Source organism: Variovorax sp. PCZ-1 (genome assembly GCF_018413605.1).
Lineage (GTDB): Bacteria > Pseudomonadota > Gammaproteobacteria > Burkholderiales > Burkholderiaceae_C > JANMDU01.
Window position 1 is genome coordinate 1,785,242 of sequence record NZ_JAHCDN010000001.1, and the last position, 21,584, is coordinate 1,806,825.

The window sequence follows — 21,584 nt, forward strand, 5'->3', positions numbered from 1 at the left end:
CATGACAGGTTTCTGCCCTCATTACCCACCACCGCATGCCAACAAAATCCCTGCTTGGCGAGCATTTTGGGGTGCACGCCGCTCTTGGATGGATACTTTGTATGAGCGCAGCTATGCCATGCAAATGGGTGAAGTTTCGTTGCTGACCTCCAAGCTTTTCATGGTCAATGATCCAGCTTGCGTGCGCCATGTGATGCAAGATGCTGTAGCGCAATACCCCAAACACAGCCTCTTGCATGAAGCACTCAAACCACTATTGGGAGAGAGCATTTTCACCACCAATGGCGCGCAGTGGCAGCGCCAGCGGCAGATGATGAATCCATCCTTCGCCCAAGCTCGTATCGATGTGGCCTTCACACATATGCAAGGTGCAGCGCAGGCCATGCAAGCACGCATGCTAAGCTGGGATTTAAACCAAGCGCATGATGTGCAAGAAGAAATGACCTTGGTGGCCGCAGACATCATCTTCCGCACCATCTTCTCTCAGGGCATTGAAGAGGGGTCAGCCAGGCAAGTGATCGCCGAGTTCACCCACTATCAAGAAATGGCTCCCAAACTCATGCTGCCTGCGGTTTATGGCATCAGCTGGCTCACAGCTTGGCGCTATCGGCGGCGCTTCAATGCGGCGGCAGCCACAATCCGTAAGCTATTGTTGGATATGATTCGGCCTCGCATGGCCACGCATGCGCAGCGAGTCGCCGCACCGGGCTATGTGCCGCAAGATATTCTTGATTCACTCATGGATGCACGCGATGAAACCAGTGGCCAAAGCTTTGATGAGCAAGAGCTGCTCGATCAAGTCGCTATGCTGTTTCTGGCTGGCCATGAGACTTCCGCCAGTGCCATGGCATGGAGCCTGCATTTGCTCTCGCATAGCCCAGACATTCAAGAGCGCATGCGCAGCGAGCTGGCGCTCGCCACGGCTGGGCAGCCCCTGCAAGCGGATCAGTTACGCGAACTGGCATTGACTTGGAGCGTATTCCGCGAAGCACTGCGCTTGTTTCCGCCCGTAGGTTTCATTGCGCGCAGTGTGACGCAAACGGACGAAATGCGTGGCAAGCACATCAAACCCGGCGACTCAGTGGTGATCGCACCTTGGCTGATTCATCGTCATCGCGAGCTTTGGGACGAGCCTGATGTATTCAAGCCAGATCGTTTCATGGACAGTGACACCGGCCAATCGCGCAACGCATCTCGTGATGCTTACCTGCCCTTTGGCGCGGGGCCACGGGTTTGTATTGGAGCGAATTTTGCTATGCAGGAGGCCGCATTGGTCTTGAGTCAACTGGTGAAAGACTTTGATATCCTGCCCTGCACAGGCCACGTGCCACAGCCTGTGGGGCGGCTCACCATTCGCTCTGATAACGGGATTTTTGTTAGACTGCGCTCTCGCGCCAAAAGCTCGGAGATCTCGCTATGAAGGAGCGTTTGGCAGGTTTTGTACTGATGACTGCGATTGTGCCCATGGCTTTGCTGGGATATTTGATTTTGTGCGTCGTAGGCTTTTTCGGGCGCAACGAACGCGCCCGAGCTGGCGTTCGTGCACTGGATCATTTCGTCAACGCCAGTGTGTTCAATGGCTACGCATGGGAATCCGTGTCTTCCCATGCTTGGCGCGAGCAACACCGCTGGTGGGCACGCTGGGTGATTCGCATCACAGATCTTTTCCAAAAAGATCATTGTCGTCGCGCCAATAAGCGTGAACAGCCTGTGGTGGATTTCGTATTGGCTCGTGGCTTGGAAAAGCAGACGATCAAATGAGTGGAGCCTCAGTCAAGCGCCGTTGGGTGCTGTATGTCAGTGGCTTTGATCCTGCCGGCCCGGCCAAATACCATCAGCTCTACAAAGAGCAAAGCGCATTGGCAGCATCGCTTTTGCAAGCTCAGATTGAAGTGGGAGAACGCAGCAATCGCGCCGCAGACAAGCTCGCACAGTGGCCCGTACGGCACGTGCCTGTCAACTCTCAGGCTGCTGCTGTCGAAACGGATTTCGTCTTTGCCCGCTGGGATGATCTGGTGCGACAGAACTGGCTGCCTTTGCGTAACGTTCAGCAAGTCTGGGCTTTTTTGCAGGCGTTTTTCGCCACACATTGGCTGTATTGGCGCAGTGGCGCAATGCTGCGCATGCTGCGCTTGGCTCGCCCTCCCGCGCTGGCCTTGATCCTACCTTTGCTTATCACGCTGGGCGGTCTGCTGCTCATGCTGTCAACAATCAGCTTGGGCGTCTGGAGTGGTATCAGCAGCCTCTATTTAGATCAAAAAGTGGCTTTCGCCGGCATAGGAACTGCGCGAAGCGCTATTATTTTTATAGTAATTAGCATCATATGGTTCATCGCAGCTTGGCAATTTGAAAAACGCTGGCACAGCCTGTGGCTACTGCGCAGCTTCATCTTCACACGTTTGCAAGCTTTGGGGCAAACACCAGACCTAGAAGCTCGATTGGATCTCCACGCGCAGCATATTCGCAAGGCAGCGGCAAGCGGCCTGTATGACGAAATCTTGGTGATTGGGCACAGCTCGGGCTGCATCATGGCCAGCTTGACTCTGGCTCGCGCGTTGCCCCTGAGCGCGCCCTCTTCGAGCCAAATCAGCTTGCTCACGCTCGGGCATTGGTGGCCCCTACTGACTTGCTTGCCTCAAGCAAAAGCCCAGCACCTGGAGCTGGCCCATTTGTCCCAACACGAGCACATCACCTGGGTGGATGCCTCTGCCGCGGCCGATGGCTGCTGCTTTGCATTCAAGGATCCATTGTTGGCCTTGCCACAAAGCATTCAGCGCGCTCATATAGCGAAGATCCGCCCCAAGCTCGTTTCAACGCGCTGGCATACACTGTTTACTGCGGCTCAATACCTAGCCCTCAAGCGCGATCGCTTTCGCTTTCATTTCCAGTATCTGTATGCCACACCCAAGCTGGGTGATTGCGACTTTTACGCCATCACCAGCAGCTCACAATCTCTCGCTGAGCGCTTTGCGAGCATTCCTTCGGTCAAAGCTTAAAAATAACCCCGCCAGCGTGCCCAAGCAGCGAGCACACGGCGGCGCAGTTTTGTGAATACCGTGATTTGTCTTGAGCTGTGAGCTGACTGCGCCGCTAACTCATCCAAAGCCTGCTCGGCCGTCCACTCACTGCCATCGTAGGGGCTACGGTAGCTCGCATAACTGAGCAGCACGCAGGCTACAAGCTCATCCAAAGTTGCCGCTCGCCCGCGCCGCGCCAGAACCTCTTGACTCATATTTGGCGCTTCGCACAGCCCCCAACCCGCATAAAACGGCATGCCATGGCATACGACCTTGATCCCACGCAGTAGCGCTTCAAAGCCGGCTAGCGAGCTGATCACATGCAGTTCATCAATATGCGCATACAGGCTATTGATATCTGCTTGAGTGACCAACTCATCATAAAGCCCATGCAACTGCGCTGACAGCGCCCCCGCTCTCAAGCCCGCCTGCACATCAGGGTGCGGCTTGTAAACGATGTAGCTATCGGGGCGCATCTGGCGAGCAGCTTGGAGCAAATCCGAATTGCTGCGTACATGCGCCGCTCCCAAACGAATGGAGGCATCGGTCTCCACCTGCCCTGCAACCAAGATCACATGCTTGGCCTTGCCAGGCCGCTGCCATACTTCACCGGCGAGGTTGTATTTGGTGATCTTCTGAGCAACCAAACGTTCACGTAGATCGGCAGCTCGCTGAAGCCTCTCAGGACCAAGCTGGCAATTCTTCAGCATGTGCTCCAAATCGCTGGGGCGAGTCGCATCGAAATACATACCCTTCGTATCAAAAACCCAAGACAAAGGTGTGACCAAATCGGCTCCTAAGCCGACCGAGCGGATCATGCCGTCTTCCACATGAACTTGCGCCAACTTGCTTACCGCATGCCCTTGATTTCCCCAGACAAACCGAACTGCAGCGTCTTTGCGCCCTTGCTCACCCCAAGGCCTGAGCCATCGCATCAGCATTCGGTGCTTGCGCTTAGAAAATCCGATGGTCAGGATACGCTGCCCAGGCTGCCATCCAGCAGAAAGCAATCTCTGAAGCGGCTCATGCTCTTGCATTGGGCATCCCGATGTGTTGCTGCCATTGCTCCTCGAGCCAAGGCATCACTGCTGCAAAATGCGCTTCCCAGCTCGGTGGCCGCCATGTACGAATGCGCTCTAGCTGGGACAAACGTCGCTGGGAATCATGTGCATAGTCGATAACTGCTTGCATCCAAGCCTGCATATCGTTAAGGGGTAAATACTCAGGAACATCTTCTGCAAATTCGCGGAACACGGCCAAATCACTTGCCAGCACTGGCAAGCCCGTCGCCATAGCTTCAGCCAAAGGCAAACCGAAACCTTCCGTATGTGTGGGAAAAAGGAGCGCACGAGCACCTTGCATATGCTGTTGCAGCTGTGTATCGTCGCAGTCTTGCAGCCACTGCACGCGCCCTTTGTGCCATTCGGCATCTAGTAACTCTTGCTCCAATGCTTCGCAACCCCAACCAGATCTCCCGATGACCCGCAATACTGGCACGGATTCCGCTGGAAAATTCAGAAGCAGCTGCTTCCATAAATCTAACAGTAAGCGATGATTTTTTCGGGGCTCGATCGTGCCCAGGCATACGAAGTAGACGGACTTCATGCTGTCGTTGCGCATCGCATTTTCAGACGAAAAAAGATCTGAGGCCGGCGAGGAATTTGCGCTAGATGCTACCAATTCAGGAGCAATTAAATCGCAACCCAGCGCACCTACAACGATCAAAGGTTGCTTTCGACCTGCGTGCCTGTAAAAATCCTCTAGGCCGCTTTTCGATGCTTGTGAATTTGTGATCAAACCTAAGCCTTGATGCATACGAAGCAATCGCTCGCGATGCAAAACATCCTCCCCCTCACGACAAAAGATGGGATGGGTGATGGGAATCAGATCATGTACAAAAAAGACGGGGCGTAGCTTATGCCAACGCAAATTTCGCCAAAATACAGGATTCTCGACGTCCTGATGCGCTGTCTGAATCAGCAAGCTCTTACTACCGTCCCCATTGAACCAGGTTGATACGATTCCACGTAGCAAACACGCAGTCATCAGCGCTCCAGCATCGCGATAGCCTCGCAGCAACAAAGCAAATAACTCTCGTGAGCTAGACACCGACAGCATTCCTGAGAGTCCACGCCAACGAATCAATGCGCGCGTTTTATCTGGTGCGCATTCTGATAGGTGCCGCACATAAGCCAAAGTGACTCGATCAACCCCCGTCGGATCGATTTTTTCCAAAAACCGCAGCACCAAGCGGCTCACGTCTAGAGTGATATGCATGTGAGCAGTTTATGCGATACCTAGTGATCCGCTTTACATGCTGACTCTGAATCAGGAGATGTACGTGAGCTTGTGCCAGCATCTAATCGATGGGAGGAATTTTCTCCTAACTGATTCAGGCAGGAGAACAATGGCGAGTCGCGCGCTTCTGGGTCGTCGTTATAGTGTAAACCTGCAATACCTGCATCAGGCAGCTCCCGATAGAAGTTGCCATTGAGCTGAGTATGTGCGATCACATAATTTACAAATTTCTCATGCAACACCGTATCAGGCTTATCCATGTCGGCCAGTTGCCAAAAATCATCCAACTCGCGCTGGCTGGTCAAACCTGGAATATCGTACACAGCCTGCCCCAAGGTTTTTACAGGTAAATCATGATCCATCGCAGAAAGACCAACCGTGCTGTTGATTGTCACCAAGCCTTTTGCATGTGCCATCACGGTCGGTAAATGTTGATCATGTATATATCTCAATCGACCTTGCAGGCCAAGCTCTATTGTTAATTGCGCTATCAGCCTGGAATAATCCGAGTACCCACGATCAAGGGGGTGATGTTTGATAAGCAAAACAGTCTCTTCAGGCGCACACCTGGCAAAAGAACGAACTGTTTCATCGATGTACTGCGGAATGCTTGCAAATTTGGAATGCTCTCGTACCTGCGCATCAAGCGCGACTTGCAAAATTGATAGGAAAAATGGTCGTGTACCACCATGTCCATTAAGATCAGCCAAGGCTGAGCGCTCTTTCCAAGAGTAATACCATTTACGCCCCAGGGCGCGCAACCAGTACAAACCATCCATCACCCTCACAGGTCTATGGTGCTGATAATGAGGATAACGCCAACGCATCAAAATCGTCGCGGCGAAATAAGCAATTGAGAAGCCCGTAACTCGCCAGAAACTGGGCGGCACAGACCTCTCTAGGGGCAACTCTCTTAGTTGCCATCTCTCATAACTGTTGCGATCAGTGGGTAATTTTGAGTTGCCGTTAACACCATGCTGCTCCAAGGTTATGAAGTTTGGCCGTATGTAACCCTCCTCAAACGTCCAAAACTGTATGCCTTGACCGATAGCCACTTCTCGAGCGGCTTGATGAATAGGACGGCAGTCTCCAAACACCATAACACAGTCAATTTGATGTGATTTGATGAATTTCGCGAGGTATTCAGGCCAATCCTGCATCGATCCGCGATAGTCGTGCGCATTAAGTGTTGAAAACAGCCGATCTCCGCCGTTGAAATTGATTTTATGAAGGCTAAGCACGCCTGCACTGATCAAGACTTGCTCAATACGCCTAAAAAAAGTGCCGTGAGGTCCTTGCAGCAGCAAAACACGATTGCCCCTGAATTTTTTCCAACCACCTATCGCTGACTGCTGCATCGACAACCTAAGTTTGTAAATCTGATATGCTTATGCGGGTTATTTCTGCGCGTACCAAAATGTTAAGCATTGTTAATATCATACCTCTGAATAGTATTATGTTATTAAATTTTAGATGGGCGCTATTACTGTGAACTATTCCACAAACTTACGTCAGCTTATACAAAAAACTACCTACTTCTTGCTGACTTGATGCTCAGCTAGAGCATACACTTCCACTGTTACTAACTCAATTAGGCGTAAATGCGCACCTCTCGTCTGTTTTGGCTAATTTTTGCAAGCTCAATTTTGATCGCTTGTTCTGGTTTACCGCGTTCTGGCCCATCATCTGATGAAATCACGAAAAGCGCTCTCGCTTTACCGAGCTCTATCAATGTGGTGGACATCACACCAGAAGTCATACGTAAGCTGAATGCCGAAAAGCATTCCAGCTCATTCTCAACCAGCTTTGGAATGAGCTCAGCGATATCGAATAATTTTGGTATCGGTGATGTGCTGGAAGTGAGCCTCTGGGAAGCACCACCGGCAACTTTATTTTCTAGCGATGCTCTTAGCCGTAATCTCCAATCTTCGGGTGGGAGAAGCATAACGTTCCCGGAACAAGTCGTCGGAGCAGACGGCCAAATCAATATTCCGTTTGCGGGCCCCGTTTTAGCACTAGGGCGTACACCCTCGCAAGTTGAGCAGGATATCGTGCAAAAACTACGTGGAAAGGCTAATCAACCTCAGGTACTAGTCCGCTTAATTCGTAATAACGCCTCTTTAGTGACTGTTGTTGGCGAAGTTGCGACCAGTACTCGATTACCGCTGACTGCACGCGGGGAGCGCCTGCTTGATGCCATTGCAGCTGCTGGCGGATCCAAGCAACCAACACACAAGACTACCGTGCAGCTTACGCGAGGCACCAGCACTTTTGCCATGCCTCTGGACAGCATCATTCGCGAGCCGAATCAGAACATTACTCTCAAAGCTGCCGATATTCTTACACTTATCTACCAACCGCAAAGCTTCAGTGCGTTGGGTGCTACCGGAAAAAACGACGAAATCAACTTTGAAGCGCAAGGTATCAGCTTAGCGCAAGCGATAGCCCGGGTTGGCGGCCTGCAGGATTCTCGCGCGGATGCACAAGGCGTATTCATTTTTCGGTTAGCTTCCGCCAATCATCAAACCAAGGCTGAACTGATTACGCCAGATGGCAAAACACCTACTATCTATCGTTTAGATCTGAAATCCGCTGCAGGATTTTTCTTAGCTCAGAGCTTTTCTGTTGAAAACAAAGATGTACTCTACGTTTCTAATGCATCCGCAGCAGAGCTCCAGAAATTCGCTAATTTGATCTACACAATAGCTCTACCGGCTATCAGCACGGTCAATGCAGTGAGATAAGACATTTCAGGGTAAAAATTAAAATGAAAACTATTGCGATTATTCTCTGTGGCGGCTCAGGCTCTCGCTTATGGCCCCTATCGCGTCAATCCGAACCAAAACAATTTCACGCATTTGACGATAGTCAATCGCTTCTAGCAGAAACCGTCAAGCGAGCAGACGCTTTGGCCTGCATTGATGAGATTCTGATCGTTTCAAGTGCTTTGCATCAGCATTTACTACCATCACATGTTGAGCCTTACTCAGATAAGCCAATCCATTACTTATTAGAACCTGTTGCCCGCAATACTGCTGGCGCTATCACAGCAGCTACACACTATGCGAAACACCATATGGCAGCAGATGATAAAAGCTGCTTGATCGTGATGCCCTCAGATCATCACATCACCGATGCGGGTGCATTTCAGTTATCGATAGAACATGCGCTTGTAGGCGCGCTAACTGGCAGACTCTTGACTTTCGGTGTCACACCAAGCAGCCCTGAAACCGGCTACGGTTACATTCAAAAAGGCGCCCCCCTTGTTGGCACAGCATGCAACGAGGTGGTACGTTTCGTTGAAAAACCTGATTTGGTAAAAGCCATTGAGATGCTATCTAACTCAGATTTTGCTTGGAACAGTGGAATCTTCGTGTTCCAAGTTGAAGTTCTGCTGGAAGAAACTCACCAATTTGAGCCGCAAATTTATGAGCAATGTTTGACAGCAGTATTAAATGGTAAAAAGCAAAAAAAGTTCTTCATACTCGATTTAAAAGCTATTGAAGCATGCCCATCAAAAAGTATCGATTACGCAGTTTTTGAACGAAGTAAAAAAATTGCAGTCGCTACCATGGCAGCAAGTTGGAGTGATCTAGGCTCTTGGGGAGCAGTGTCAGATTTGACGCTTGGGCAACAGGTAAACGCCAGCAAGTCACCCGTTATCAATATTGATTCGCAAAATAATTACGTACATGCTAATAAAACAGTCGCGATCGTTGGAATTAGTGACATTGTCGTCGTTGACACGCCTGATGCTTTATTGATCACCCACAAAGATCAATCTCAAAGCGTCAAAAAAGTTGTTGATCTACTCAATCAAAAACAACCGCACTTGGTAGAAACACACGCTAAGGTCCGCCGCCCTTGGGGCACCTATGAATCGATGCACCAAAGCGCTGCACACCAAGTGAAATATATTGTTGTCGAGCCAGGCGAGCGTCTTTCTCTGCAATCTCATGAGCACCGTGCAGAGCATTGGGTCGTAGTTGCTGGGCAAGCCACCATCACTGTTGGCGAGACCTGCGCAACTTACTCCACAGGTCAACACGTCTATATTGAAAAGCAAGAAAAGCATCGCTTGGAAAATCATACGCAAGAGCCAGTTGCCATCATTGAAGTGCAGATTGGTAGCTATCTGGGGGAAGACGATATCAAGCGCTTTGATGATGTGTATGGGCGCTCTTAAACAAGCAATTCTTAGCTGGCAATTTTTTTGATTTCTCGCATGAAAATATTTTCTAGGCTTTTGAAGTATCGCTTGTTTATCGCAACGGTTGTATTACCTACATTGCTGTCTGTTATTTATTTCGGGTTTTTGGCCTCGGATGTTTACACCTCTGAATCCAGATTCGTGGTTCGCAGCCCTCAGCGCCAGCAAAGCGGCAGTGTGTTGAGTAACATCTTGTCTGGCTCTGGTTTTGCGCGATCGCAAGACGATGCTTTCTCGGTACACGATTTTGTCTTGTCGAGAGATGCTTTGCGTGAGCTGGAAGACAAGCTCCAGATCAGCAAAGAATATAGCAGCAAAAACGTTGATTTTTTATCGCGTTTTCCCGCCATTTTCAATGGCGACAGCTTTGAAGAGCTTCACAAATATTACGGCAAGCAAGTCTCCATTAATCACGATAGTGCCTCTAATATCAGTCGGCTCAGTGTGCATGCCTTCAGTGCTGAGCAAGCCTTCGCTATGAATGAATTACTTCTTAGTTTGAGCGAGCGCTTGGTCAACCAGATCAATGAGCGTGGCAGGCAAGATTTGGTGAAATATGCTCAAGCGGAAGTGTTAGAAGCTGAGAAAAAGGCCAAGGAAGCCTCCCTCTCGCTTGCTTCTTTTCGAAATCAGCGTGCGGTATTTGACCCGGACAGACAATCAGCCATCCAACTCCAGCAGATCAGCAAGCTGCAAGACGAGCTGATTGCAACAAAAATGCAACTCGCCCAAATCACCGCACTAGCCCCAGACAATCCACAGGTAACCGTTTTACAAAAACGAAGCTCAACTCTGCAAAAAGAAATGAGTGCCGAGATGAGCAAAATCGCAGGTGTGAGTGGAAACTCTCTCACCAATAAAGCTGCAGAATTTGAGCGACTTAGTCTAGAACGCGCCTTTGCAGATCGCCAACTCGCCTCAGCGATGGCATCTTTAGAGAACGCTAGAAATGAAGCACGGCGCAAAGTGCTTTACCTTGAGCGCATAGTGCAACCCAACAAGCCAGACATTGCTATGGAACCAAGACGTATCCGCAGCATATTGGCGACCTTCGCTTTAGGTTTGGTTGCGTGGGGGATTCTCAGCATGCTGCTCGCAGGCGTCAAAGAGCATCAAGACTAGCGTAATTCGCAATGCATAACCGTTCATCACTCTCTGCATCTTGGGCTATTCAGCGCCGAGTTATAGGCGCGCTGCTCATGCGTGAGGTGCTCACGCGGTTTGGTCGGCACAACATTGGCTTTCTTTGGCTCTTCGTTGAGCCGATGATGTTTACTCTTGGGGTTACCGCGCTATGGACTTTGGCTGGTGCTTCGCACGGTTCAGCTTTACCTATAGTTGCTTTTGCGGTTACCGGCTATTCAAGCGTTTTGCTGTGGCGTAACATGCCCAACCGCTGTATCGGCTCTATAGGCCCCAATCTCTCACTGATGTATCACCGTCATGTCAAGGTGATAGATATTTTTGCATCCCGATTAATTTTGGAAGGCGGCGGCGCTACGATTTCTTTTGTTGTCTTGAGCTTATTCTTCTCAGCCATCGGCTGGATCAAGCCACCAGAGGATGTGAGCAAAGTCTTGTTTGCTTGGTTGATGTTGGCATGGTTTGGCGTTTCGCTTGCGATGTTTTTAGGCGCACTAAGCGAGCAATCCGAAATTATAGAAAAAATATGGGGTCCTGCTTCATATCTGCTGTTCCCTCTTTCTGGCGCAGCCTTCATGGTTGACGCATTGCCCCCAGTCGCACAAGAGGCCGTTCTGATACTGCCTATGGTGCATGGGGTTGAGCTATTGCGTGAAGGCTACTTTGGCTCCACCTTCAAAGCGCATTACAACATCGCCTACATGGCGCTGATATGCACCGCGTTAACATTGCTTGGTTTAGCCAAAACTCGCCAGATCAGCCGCTTGGTGATGCCTGAATGATCAGCATACAAAACGTCTCAAAAAGCTATGCCACACGCCATGGCTTAGTCACCGTGTTGGATGATGTCAACCTGACGATTCAGCCCGGAGAAAAGGTGGGCATTCTTGGCCGTAATGGCGCTGGCAAGTCCACCGTCATTCGCCTTATCAGCGGAGCAGAGAGGCCAAGCGCCGGGCGCATTCGCCGAGATATGAGCGTCTCTTGGCCCCTTGCATTTGGCGGCGCTTTTCAAGGCACATTAACCGGCTTAGACAATTTACGGTTTATCTGCCGCGTCTATGGCACGAGCGCAGACGACAAAGTAGATTTCGTTCAAGAGTTCTCAGAGCTGGGGCGCTACCTGCGCGAACCCGTTAAAACTTACTCAGCGGGCATGCGCGCAAGGCTTGCGTTTGCTATCAGCATGGTGATTGAGTTTGACTGCTTCCTCATTGATGAAATCGTAGCAGTTGGCGACAGCCGTTTTCATGAAAAATGCAATGTCGAGCTGTTTGAAAAGCGTAAAGATCGCGCTATGATCATTGTGTCGCACGATACTGGCTATGTTAGAGAACATTGCGATCATGCTGCTGTTTTAGTGCGCGGAAGACTGACTGCATTCAAAGAAGTAACCGATGCGTTTGAATACTATCAAGCGTGTGCTGCACAATGATATCACTTGCGTTTTATTTACCAGCATGGTTCATTAATTGCTTTCCTGCCCGAATGGCGCGGCAAATGGTCGCCCACGGCATCACTTCAACGTATTCTGGGACAGCTACTCGGCAATTATTAGTAGATATCTCTGTGATTTATCAAGACGACGCACGAACTGGCATCCAGCGTGTTGTGAGATCACTTCTGCAGCAATTGATTGCTACACCGCCAAGTGGATTTGTAGTCCGCCCTGTTTTTGCTACTCGTAAGCAAGCTTACAGCTATGTAGCACCTGCCCCCTTGGATACTCCGTCGCATCTAAAGTCTCAGAAAATTGATCCGATCAAAGTTCATAAAGGTGATGTTTTCTTAGGCCTAGATCTAGCTGCACATTTGCTCCCCTCCCATCAAGCTCAGTTACTGAATTGGAAACGTAACGGCGTGCAACTCCATATCATGGTGTATGACCTTCTGCCATTACAAAATCCAGCATGGTTCAATCCGAAGACTTCAATCAATTTCAGACGTTGGATTCGATGGATAACCATCTATGCAGACAGCGCTATATGTATCTCTGAGTCAGTGAAAGCAGAACTTACTTCTTGGCTATGCGCGCGTTTCGGTATTCAGGCCACCGTTTTACCTACAAGCACTGTCGTACTTGGCTCCGATATAGAAGCCAGCTCTCCCAGCAAGGGACTTCCCCCGGACGTTGACTTTTTATTAGCTCGCCTTCGCAACAACCCTACAGTACTCATGGTCGGCACAATAGAACCGCGCAAAGCCTACGACCAAGTATTAGCCGCATTTGAGCATCAATGGCAAAAGTCTGACAAAGCACTTTTATTGGTCATTGTTGGTCGCCCTGGCTGGAAAACTAATGAACTACAGAAAACCTTACGCTTACATCCGCAAGCAGGAAAGCGACTGATATGGCTAGAGAATGCCAGCGATGAACTTTTGTCTCTGCTGTATGGTGCCTGCAAAGGCGTACTTGTTGCATCTCATGCTGAGGGCTTTGGCCTTCCGTTGGTTGAAGCCAGCTTGCACAACAAAAGGATATTGGCTCGTGACATTCCCGTGTTCCGCCAAACTTTTGCCACCGGAGTGAGCTACTTCACTAGCGGCACTTCATATGATTTAGCAAATTCTATTCAAAACTGGTTGGATCAGCCCACAATAACCGCAAACGGATCAGAAATCAGATCTCTCCCGACATGGCAAGACTCAGCTATTGCAGTAACTCAAGCAATTGGTTTGTATCACGATGTACCTGGAGAACACGTAAGAATCTTAAGACATGCTGATACGCGAGGTGGATCGTGAGCATGATTTCCTATTCACAAAACTTTGAGGATGTGATTTTGTCTCGCGCCCTGGCGAAAGTAGAAGCTGGCTTTTACATTGACATTGGTGCCCAACACCCAGTTATCGACTCAGTCAGCAAAGCTTTTTACGACAAAGGCTGGCGCGGCCTGCACATCGAACCGACCCCCACATACGTCGCATTGCTCCAAGAAGCACGCCCCGACGAAACTGTTTTGCAGGCTGCAGTGAGTGAAAAAAGGGGGAGCATGACTTTCTACGAAATACCTGAAACAGGAATTTCCACAGGAAGCGTTGATATTGCACGTGGCCACAAAGAGCGTGGATATGAGTCCCATGAAATTGAAGTACCTTGCGTTACCTTAAGCTCGATCTTTACCCAGGTCGCAAAACGCAAGATTCGAGATATCCATTGGCTCAAAATCGATGTTGAAGGTATGGAGTTACATGTGCTGCGCAGCTGGCTTAAGCACAAGACTCGGCCATGGATTGTTGTGGTGGAAAGTACTTTACCGCTGACCCAAATTGAAAACCATCATCTCTGGGAACACTGCCTAATTGACCGTGGATACTCACCAGTATATTTCGACGGTTTGAATCGTTATTACCTCGTTTCAACACATTCTGAGCTTGCTAAAGCATTCAAATCTGGCCCCAACGTCTTTGATGACTTTATGCTTCATGGAACAGCTTCAGCACCATTTTGTAGACTCATCAACGAGAAACATGAGCGCGAAGTGCAAGCGATTCGCGCCGAAATACTCCAATTGACGACAGAAGCCGCACACAGAGAGCACTCCCTAAACGAGCAGTTGGCTAGAGTGCAGCAGCAAATGCTCGAAATTAAAGCTCACAATAATCCGTTTCCTCAAATTAAAACTAATGATCAACTAATCTAGAGGATTTTGATTCAAAGTTTGATAATTGGTATTTGCCTATCAATCCCCAATCGATAGGCTATTCAGCAAATTAGTAAATAACGCCGTTTAAAAAACCCATTTACAGCATCCTCATTAGTTGCCTCTATCGATGCCATGACCTCCGTCCCTTCAACCCGTACCACTCAGCCCATCAAGGCTAATTCGTTTGACGAGCTTCTCGCTTGCGACGATCAGCACTTCGTCAGCAGTGCATACCTGACTATCCTAGGCCGCATGCCGGATCCAGAAGGCATGAATTATTTGCTAAGTCGCTTACGTCGAGGAATTTCTAAAACTCAACTCTTAATGCAGCTACGCATTTCACAAGAGGGAGATGTATATTCAGTCAAACTTCCCGGTCTGGAGCAAGCAGTTAGAAAATACCGTCTCGAGAGAACTCCATTTATCGGCTGGTTTTTTCAGAAACTTCATGGATCGGAAACAAATCACCCGCTTGAACGTAGATTGCGGGCTATTGAAAATAAACTAAGTTTGCTCAACGATGAGAATGCGAGGCGCCTTGACTCAATCGAAGCAAAATATCTCAGCAGCGGACTCCAACCTCAAAGCACCTGGACTTCACAATTTGACTTATCGGATCAAATGAGAAAGCTGACGCCTAGAGCACAAAACATCTTTTTTCAGCTCAAAACCGCCATTGCAGAACATGGCAATAGGAATGCATAGTGCGAATTGTTATCGACCTCCAGGGCGCTCAATGCGATAGTAGACACCGCGGCATAGGACGCTATAGCATGTCTCTAGCACTTGCCATAGCTCGTAATTCAAGTGACCATGAAATTCTGATTGTACTAAATGGCCTGTTTCCAGATTCTATTGAACCTATTCGAGCAGCATTTGATGGGCTAATCCCGCAAGAAAATATTAAAGTGTGGTCTGCACTCGGCCCTGTCAATAGTGCAGATCCTGCGAACACGTGGCGCAGACACACTGCTGAGTGCTTGCGCGAGGCCTTTATCGATAGCCTAAAGCCTGACATCGTTCATATCAGCAGTATGTTTGAGGGATTTGGCGATAATGCGGTTCACAGTATTGGCAAGTTTTCTAGCTCTGTATGCACGGCTGCCACGTTTTACGACTTGATTCCACTGATACAAAGTGAAGTTTATCTGACACCGCATCCAACATTCGAAGCTCTATACAGAGAGAAACTTGACTATCTCCGAAAAACAAACTTACTGCTTGCTATTTCTGAATCTTCAAAAAAAGAAGCAATTGACTATCTTGACGTTTCTCCCGGACAAGTGGTCAACATTTCAGCCGCTGGTGACTCACACTTTGAGGTAAAACATTTCTCCAAAAGCGAAAAAGAGCAAATTCAACGAGCTTTCGGCATAAAGCGCCCTTTCTTAATGTATTCAGGCGCTACAGATGACCGTAAAAATCACCTTCGGTTGATTCAAGCGTTTGCTAGGCTCGACCGAGAAATAAGAGATCAACATCAGCTACTCTTTGCCGGAAAGCTACCCAACGAGCATCGAAAAAAATTCCAAGAATACGCAAAAATCTGTGGGCTAGATCCATCATCTCTCATCATCACTGGGCAAATCACTGATTTGCAAATGGTGAATTTATATAATCTTTGCCATCTTTTTGTATTCCCGTCTTGGCATGAGGGCTTCGGCTTGCCTGCGCTAGAGGCCATGCTTTGCGGCGCGCCTGTCATCGCTTCGAATACCACCAGCCTTCCCGAAGTATTAGGTAGAGACGATGGATTGTTCGATCCATTTGACACCGATTCCATGGCCGGGAAGATCACCGAAGTATTGACAAATGAGTCTTTGAGGAAAGATATTGCCAAGCATGGGCTTGAGAGATCCAAGAAATTCTCATGGGATGAGTCTGCGAAACGCGCCTTGAAAGCTTTTGAGGAGCTGCACTCGAGAAGAAAAGCGCCAGCGCAGGAAGCTATATACGACGACAATACAAATGATTATGTTTCTATGGTTGTCCAAAAAATTGCAGATGCAACCGACGTAGCGCCGGACGACGATCAACTTTCAAAAATTGCCGAAGCGATAGATAAGAACCATCCCAAAAATTCATACAAGCAATTATTTGTTGATATATCCCAGCTGGTCACAGTCGATTCCAAAACCGGTATTCAGCGTGTAGTACGCAGTATCCTCAATGAGCTCATCATCAAGCCGCCTATCGGCTACAAGGTAGAGCCTGTTTATGCGACTCCGCATGAGCTAGGCTACAGGTATGCGCGGCAGTTTATGGCGAAGTTCTTGGGCTCTGACGATAAACACCTCTCTGACTCTACGATAAATTTTAGAAATGGCGATATATTCCTTGGACTGGATCTTCAACACCATGTCGTCTTGCGTCAAGAGTCTCTGTATGCTGAAATGAGGCACACTGGAGTGGCCGTGCATTTTGTGCTGTACGACTTATTGCCAGTGCTGCTTCCTCGCGTTTTTCCGGACTTTATGCCTGCACTTCATGCCCAATGGCTCAGCGCCTTGGCCAAGGTTGATGGTCTTATTTGCATATCAAAAGCAGTGGCCGACGAGATGGCTAAGTGGTTAGCTGTTTTTGGCCCCAAGCGAGCCCGCCCTTTGAAGCTTGGCTGGTTTCACCTGGGTGCAGATGTTGCGGGCTCGGTGCCAAGCAAAGGTTTACCGCCAGATGCCTATACAACACTGGCTGCTTTTTCCGCACGCCCGACATTTTTAATGGTAGGCACGATTGAACCGCGGAAAGGTCAGATGCAGACCCTCAAAGCTTTTGACCTCCTTTGGAAAAGTGGAGAAAAGGTCAATCTTGTGATGGTCGGGAAATCCGGCTGGAATGTGGATCTGCTGTCGGAGATGCTGCGTATTCATCCTGAGCGCAACAAACGTCTGTTCTGGCTTGAAGGAGTCAGCGATGAGTTTCTTGAAAAGGTGTATGCCAACTCGAGTTGCTTAATTGCGGCTTCAGAAGGGGAAGGTTTTGGTTTGCCACTCATTGAAGCCGCTCAAAATAGATTACCCATCATTGCGCGCGACATTCCCGTCTTTCGCGAAGTCGCTGGTAGCCATGCTGCTTATTTCTCTGGCCTGGAGCCCGAGGCGCTAGCGGATACGGTGATGAACTGGCTCGCCAAAGACAGAGAGGGCGGCACACCTCAATCAACGCACATGCCATGGCTGACATGGACACAGAGTACTCACGATTTGCTTGGCGTTTTTTTAGGCGGGAATTGGTATCAACATTGGAAGCCTGATGGCATTAAGCGGTACTGGGGTAGCGACAATCGCATGTTGACGCAAGTTGGCATTGTTAGCGGTCAAAGTATCTGCACAACCAACCAAGCGGGTTATCTCCTCTTTGGTCCTTACATTTATCTAGATGCTGGCGCTTATCGAATAACTATCAAAGGTAGTTTGAATAAAACAGGCCTCAGCGGCGCTCATTTTGATGCTGCAGCCGAAAAAGGCAGCCGCGTATTTGCGCAAAAAAAATTGAATTCGCCTGATGCAAATGGTCAACTTTTAACCTTGCCAATTACACTTGAAACGGCATGCGATGATTTAGAAATCCGGGTATGGGTCAGTGAAAAATGTGATCTTAAGATCTCACTTATCGAGATTGAACCTGTCATTCAAGAGGCCCCATCGCTTCCGAAAAAGTCAATAAGTGTCGAATCGGTGAATTACAGCGATGTTGGCTCTGTCAACCCAAAATCTGGATTGCAGCCGGATGCTGAGGACAAAGGTAAGCACAATTCAATTGCTGTTGCGCGCAAGGATGCAGTAGCAGACTCAAAAGAGCTAGGCACCACATCGACTCATAATATCTTGCAATCAAAACAGGTAGCGCCGCTCAGTGGGAGCAAGGGGTCTAAGCCGATACAGATCGCAACTGGAACTAGAATAAGTAATAATCTTGAGGAGACGCTCTCTAACAGTTTTAGGACTGAGAAATCATCACTTACAGCAGAAAGGAATGCGGCTGAACCAAGTGTTTCATTGAATGCTTTCCTGCCAAATTCCCCAAAACACTCGAATACATCCCGCAATAAAGCAAAATCAGCTCGTAAGAAAAAACGCTAACATCATTACTCACCTACTTAATAAGAAAACATGACAACATCATCTAAAACAGCAATTATTACCGGCATCACTGGTCAAGACGGTGCCTATCTGGCAGAGCTTCTGCTAAATAAAGGCTATGAAGTTTTTGGCACCTATCGCAGAACCAGCTCAGTCAACTTTTGGCGGATTGAGGAACAAGGCATTGCTAAGCACCCTCACCTGCATTTGGTTGAGTACGATCTAACGGATCTATCTGCGAGCATTCGCTTGCTTCAAACTACCGGAGCAACAGAGGTATACAACCTTGCGGCTCAGAGTTTTGTAGGCGTGTCGTTCGATCAACCCGTCACAACCGCAGAGATAACAGGTATTGGTCCGGTCAACTTGCTCGAAGCTATTCGCATCGTCAATCCTAAAATTCGCTTTTACCAAGCGAGTACCTCCGAGATGTTTGGCAAGGTGCAGGCTGTGCCACAAATTGAAAGTACGCCGTTTTATCCGCGCAGCCCGTATGGTGTGGCCAAGCTGTATGCGCATTGGATGACGATCAACTATCGCGAGAGCTATGGCATTTTCGGCAGCAGCGGTATCTTGTTTAACCACGAGAGTCCGCTGCGTGGCCGCGAGTTTGTGACTCGGAAGATCACTGACAGCGTGGCGAAAATCAAGCTCGGGCTGCTTGATTGCTTAGAGTTGGGTAATATAGATGCTAAGCGTGATTGGGGTTATGCCAAAGAGTATGTTGAAGGCATGTGGCGTATGCTTCAGGCTGATGAGCCTGACACCTTTGTGCTAGCCACTAATCGCACTGAGACTGTTCGAGACTTTGTGCGCATGGCTTTCAAAGGGGCAGGGATCAATGTAATTTTTAAGGGCGTCGCAGAGCATGAAACTGCGATCGACGACGCAACTGGAAAAACTGTGATGCGCGTAAATCCAAGGTTTTATCGCCCCGCTGAGGTGGAGCTTTTGATTGGCAATCCTGAAAGAGCCAGGGCTATTCTAGGATGGGAGCCAACAACTACGCTTGAGCAGCTATGCCAGATGATGGTGGATGCAGATATTCGACGCAATCAAGCTGGTTTTTCGTTTTAAAGCTCTGCTTGAGTCACACTCTGACTAGCAAATACATTGGCTTTCAATGCGCAAAATTTTAATTTCAGGGGCTGACAGCTTCACTGGCAGATACTTGATTGATGCATTAAATCAATCAGGTTATGAAATACATGGTTTAGTGCGCAAGCCGATTCCTAGTGGTATTGCAGGTGTGCATCGCCTGCATGTGACTGACCTGGCTGATACGGTCACCTTAAAAGCCATCATGCAGCAGGTACAACCGCATCAGGTGGCACATTTGGCGGCTATATCTTTTGTAGCGCATGGTGATGTGGCCTCGATCTATGCGACCAATGTGGTCGGTACGCGTAATTTGCTGGAATCACTAGCGCATAGCAATGCGCCGCTAGATTGTGTGTTGCTTGCGAGCAGCGCGAATGTCTATGGCAATTCAGTTGGCGGAGTTCTGGAAGAAAGTACATTGCCGGCGCCCGCCAATGACTATGCCGTTAGTAAGCTAGCTATGGAGTATGTAGCGCGCTTGTATGCCGATCGTATACCGTTGGTAATAACACGCCCGTTTAACTACACAGGCATTGGTCAAGCTGAAAACTTCTTAATTCCTAAAATCATCAGCCACGTGCGCAGGCGCGCGCCGCTGATTGAGCTGGGCAATTTGGAAGTGGCGCGAGATTTTTCCGATGTGCGCAAGGTGGCGCAGATTTATCAGCGCTTGCTGAATACGCCTTCAGCGATTGGTCAGACATTCAATGTGTGCTCTGGCAAGGCATGGACTTTGAATGAAGTGTTGACTATGGTGAGATCCATATCGAGCCATGATTTTGAAGTGCGAGTGAATCCGGCTTTTGTGCGAGCGAACGAGGTGAAAACCTTGCAAGGTAGTCGCGCTAAATTAGATGCTGCAATTGGCGTGATGCCTGAAATTGCTTTAGAAGATACGCTACGCTGGATGCTGGAGTCTACCGCTTGAAACTGGCGCTTTCTGTGGAGGCGCTTTCTCCTCATTTAACGGGTATTGGACGCTATACATGGGAGCTTGCAAGCCGCATGCCCTTGTGCTCACAACTCAGTGGCGTTCGCTTTTATCGCAACGGGCAATGGGTATCGGAACTGCAAGATTTACTGCAAGCTTCGCCGGCTAGAAGCTCCAAGAAACGCCTGCCCAAATTAAAAATCCCTCGCTCCATACGCAACTGGAGCTTGAAGCATGCCAGCCGCGGTCATGTCTTTCATGGGCCAAACTTTTTTTTGCCTGCTTGGGCGGAAAATGGCGTGATAACAGTGCACGATCTGTCGGTTTTTAAATTTCCTGATACTCATCCTGTTGAAAGAATTCAGCAGTTTGAGCGTGACTTTTCGCGTTCAGTTAAACAAGCGCTGCACATCATCACAGATTCACAGACTACACGGCTTGAGTTGATTGCCTACGCCGGCTTGGCTCCAGAAAAAGTAAGCGCGGTACCTCTTGGCGTTTCAACTCAGTTCACACCTGTTTCCTCGGTGGAGCTGGTGCCGGTGTTGCAACGCTATGGTTTGCACGAACGCCCGTACGCTCTTTGTGTATCGACGTTAGAGCCGCGTAAGAAACTGCCCCAGCTCTTAACCGCTTGGGCTAAGCTACCGCAAGATTTGCGCAACAACTTCATGCTTGTTTTGATCGGTGGTGATGGTTGGTTAAGCGAAGCATTACGATCACAAATTGATCACGCTCAGAGCCAAGGCTGGCTCAAACGCCTAGGATATGTCCCCGAGCAAGATTTACCTCATCTGATATCTGGAGCTTCTCTATTTGTCTATCCTTCAACCTATGAGGGATTTGGCTTGCCGCCTATTGAGGCTATGGCATGCGGTGTGCCAGTCCTCGTGTCTGATCAGTCTTGTTTGCCTGAAATCACCAAAGGCGCTGCGGCTATGACGAATCCAGATGACGCGAATGCATTTTGCGTATCGCTCGAAAAGGCCTTAACGGATGAAGCTTGGCGACTTGAGGCAAAAGAGCGCGGGCTCGCGGTGGCATTAAGCTATACATGGGAAAGGTGCGTAGACGAAACTGTGGCTGTATATCAAAAAATCAGCTCATAAGCGCATTTGATCCGTTTTAGCTTAATAACTTCAAAGCCCCAGGCCA

The 21,584-nt window shown here is 49.0% G+C and carries 18 protein-coding genes; 15 read left to right on the forward strand and 3 right to left on the reverse strand.

Going from position 1 to position 21,584, the window contains the following annotated elements; all coding sequences use genetic code 11:
• Position 1: 1 nt before the first annotated feature.
• From KIH26_RS08600 to KIH26_RS08610, 3 genes are read left to right on the forward strand one after another with little or no spacing between them, the layout of a single operon-like run.
• The gene (locus tag KIH26_RS08600; protein WP_213444062.1) at positions 2–1,420 is read left to right on the forward strand and encodes a cytochrome P450; all 1,419 of its coding nucleotides are present in this window, start codon (positions 2–4) and stop codon (positions 1,418–1,420) included.
• Positions 1,417–1,761 carry a hypothetical protein gene (locus KIH26_RS08605; RefSeq protein ID WP_213444063.1) on the forward strand — a complete coding sequence of 115 codons (345 nt, stop codon included), beginning with the start codon at positions 1,417–1,419 and terminating at the stop codon, positions 1,759–1,761. Before KIH26_RS08600 ends, KIH26_RS08605 begins: the two co-directional genes overlap by 4 nt.
• A complete protein-coding gene (locus KIH26_RS08610) occupies positions 1,758–2,996 on the forward strand; it encodes a hypothetical protein (RefSeq protein ID WP_213444064.1) in 1,239 nt (412 codons plus the stop codon). The genes KIH26_RS08605 and KIH26_RS08610 overlap by 4 nt, the downstream gene beginning before the upstream one ends.
• On the opposite strand, the gene KIH26_RS08615 is transcribed toward KIH26_RS08610, so the two are convergent.
• The 3 genes from KIH26_RS08615 to KIH26_RS08625 all read right to left on the reverse strand — a co-directional run bounded on the left by KIH26_RS08615 (position 2,993) and on the right by KIH26_RS08625 (position 6,673).
• The gene (locus KIH26_RS08615; protein ID WP_213444065.1) at positions 2,993–3,958 is read right to left on the reverse strand and encodes a capsular polysaccharide export protein, LipB/KpsS family; all 966 of its coding nucleotides are present in this window, start codon (positions 3,956–3,958) and stop codon (positions 2,993–2,995) included. The genes KIH26_RS08610 and KIH26_RS08615 overlap by 4 nt on opposite strands.
• 82 nt (positions 3,959–4,040) lie before the next feature.
• Entirely contained in the window at positions 4,041–5,276 is a 1,236-nt protein-coding gene (locus KIH26_RS08620; RefSeq protein ID WP_213444067.1) for a glycosyltransferase, read from the reverse strand.
• 38 nt (positions 5,277–5,314) lie between these two features.
• On the reverse strand, positions 5,315–6,673 hold the full coding sequence (locus KIH26_RS08625; RefSeq protein ID WP_213444068.1) for a capsule polysaccharide biogenesis protein: 1,359 nt from the start codon (positions 6,671–6,673) through the stop codon (positions 5,315–5,317).
• A 243-nt stretch (positions 6,674–6,916) separates the two neighbouring features.
• Here KIH26_RS08625 and KIH26_RS08630 point away from each other — a divergent pair, with 243 nt between their 5' ends.
• The 12 genes from KIH26_RS08630 to KIH26_RS08685 all read left to right on the forward strand — a co-directional run bounded on the left by KIH26_RS08630 (position 6,917) and on the right by KIH26_RS08685 (position 21,538).
• On the forward strand, positions 6,917–8,059 hold the full coding sequence (locus tag KIH26_RS08630) for a polysaccharide biosynthesis/export family protein (protein ID WP_213444069.1): 1,143 nt from the start codon (positions 6,917–6,919) through the stop codon (positions 8,057–8,059).
• Between the two features lie 23 nt (positions 8,060–8,082).
• Positions 8,083–9,501: a mannose-1-phosphate guanylyltransferase/mannose-6-phosphate isomerase gene (locus tag KIH26_RS08635; protein WP_213444070.1), complete on the forward strand. Its 1,419-nt coding sequence runs from the start codon at positions 8,083–8,085 to the stop codon at positions 9,499–9,501.
• Positions 9,502–9,540: 39 nt separating this feature from the next.
• The gene (locus KIH26_RS08640; protein WP_213444071.1) at positions 9,541–10,647 is read left to right on the forward strand and encodes a KpsE/RkpR family capsule polysaccharide export protein; all 1,107 of its coding nucleotides are present in this window, start codon (positions 9,541–9,543) and stop codon (positions 10,645–10,647) included.
• An 11-nt stretch (positions 10,648–10,658) separates the two neighbouring features.
• Positions 10,659–11,450, forward strand: coding sequence for an ABC transporter permease (locus KIH26_RS08645; RefSeq protein ID WP_213444072.1), 792 nt, complete (start codon positions 10,659–10,661; stop codon positions 11,448–11,450).
• The gene (locus KIH26_RS08650; protein WP_213444073.1) at positions 11,447–12,103 is read left to right on the forward strand and encodes an ABC transporter ATP-binding protein; all 657 of its coding nucleotides are present in this window, start codon (positions 11,447–11,449) and stop codon (positions 12,101–12,103) included. The genes KIH26_RS08645 and KIH26_RS08650 overlap by 4 nt, the downstream gene beginning before the upstream one ends.
• A gap of 65 nt (positions 12,104–12,168) precedes the next feature.
• On the forward strand, positions 12,169–13,413 hold the full coding sequence (locus KIH26_RS08655; protein ID WP_213444074.1) for a glycosyltransferase family 4 protein: 1,245 nt from the start codon (positions 12,169–12,171) through the stop codon (positions 13,411–13,413).
• 2 nt (positions 13,414–13,415) lie between these two features.
• A complete protein-coding gene (locus tag KIH26_RS08660; protein WP_213444075.1) occupies positions 13,416–14,312 on the forward strand; it encodes an FkbM family methyltransferase in 897 nt (298 codons plus the stop codon).
• Between the two features lie 135 nt (positions 14,313–14,447).
• Positions 14,448–15,020 (forward strand): DUF4214 domain-containing protein, encoded by a 573-nt coding sequence (locus tag KIH26_RS08665; protein ID WP_213444076.1) that lies wholly within the window; start codon positions 14,448–14,450, stop codon positions 15,018–15,020.
• A 68-nt stretch (positions 15,021–15,088) separates the two neighbouring features.
• Complete coding sequence (locus tag KIH26_RS08670) at positions 15,089–18,397, forward strand: glycosyltransferase family 4 protein (protein ID WP_213444077.1); 3,309 nt, start codon at positions 15,089–15,091, stop codon at positions 18,395–18,397.
• 30 nt (positions 18,398–18,427) lie between these two features.
• The gene (gmd, locus tag KIH26_RS08675; RefSeq protein ID WP_213444078.1) at positions 18,428–19,474 is read left to right on the forward strand and encodes a GDP-mannose 4,6-dehydratase; all 1,047 of its coding nucleotides are present in this window, start codon (positions 18,428–18,430) and stop codon (positions 19,472–19,474) included.
• A 46-nt stretch (positions 19,475–19,520) separates the two neighbouring features.
• Complete coding sequence (locus tag KIH26_RS08680; RefSeq protein ID WP_213444079.1) at positions 19,521–20,426, forward strand: GDP-mannose 4,6-dehydratase; 906 nt, start codon at positions 19,521–19,523, stop codon at positions 20,424–20,426.
• Positions 20,423–21,538, forward strand: coding sequence for a glycosyltransferase family 4 protein (locus KIH26_RS08685; protein ID WP_249661010.1), 1,116 nt, complete (start codon positions 20,423–20,425; stop codon positions 21,536–21,538). Before KIH26_RS08680 ends, KIH26_RS08685 begins: the two co-directional genes overlap by 4 nt.
• Positions 21,539–21,584 lie beyond the last annotated feature (46 nt).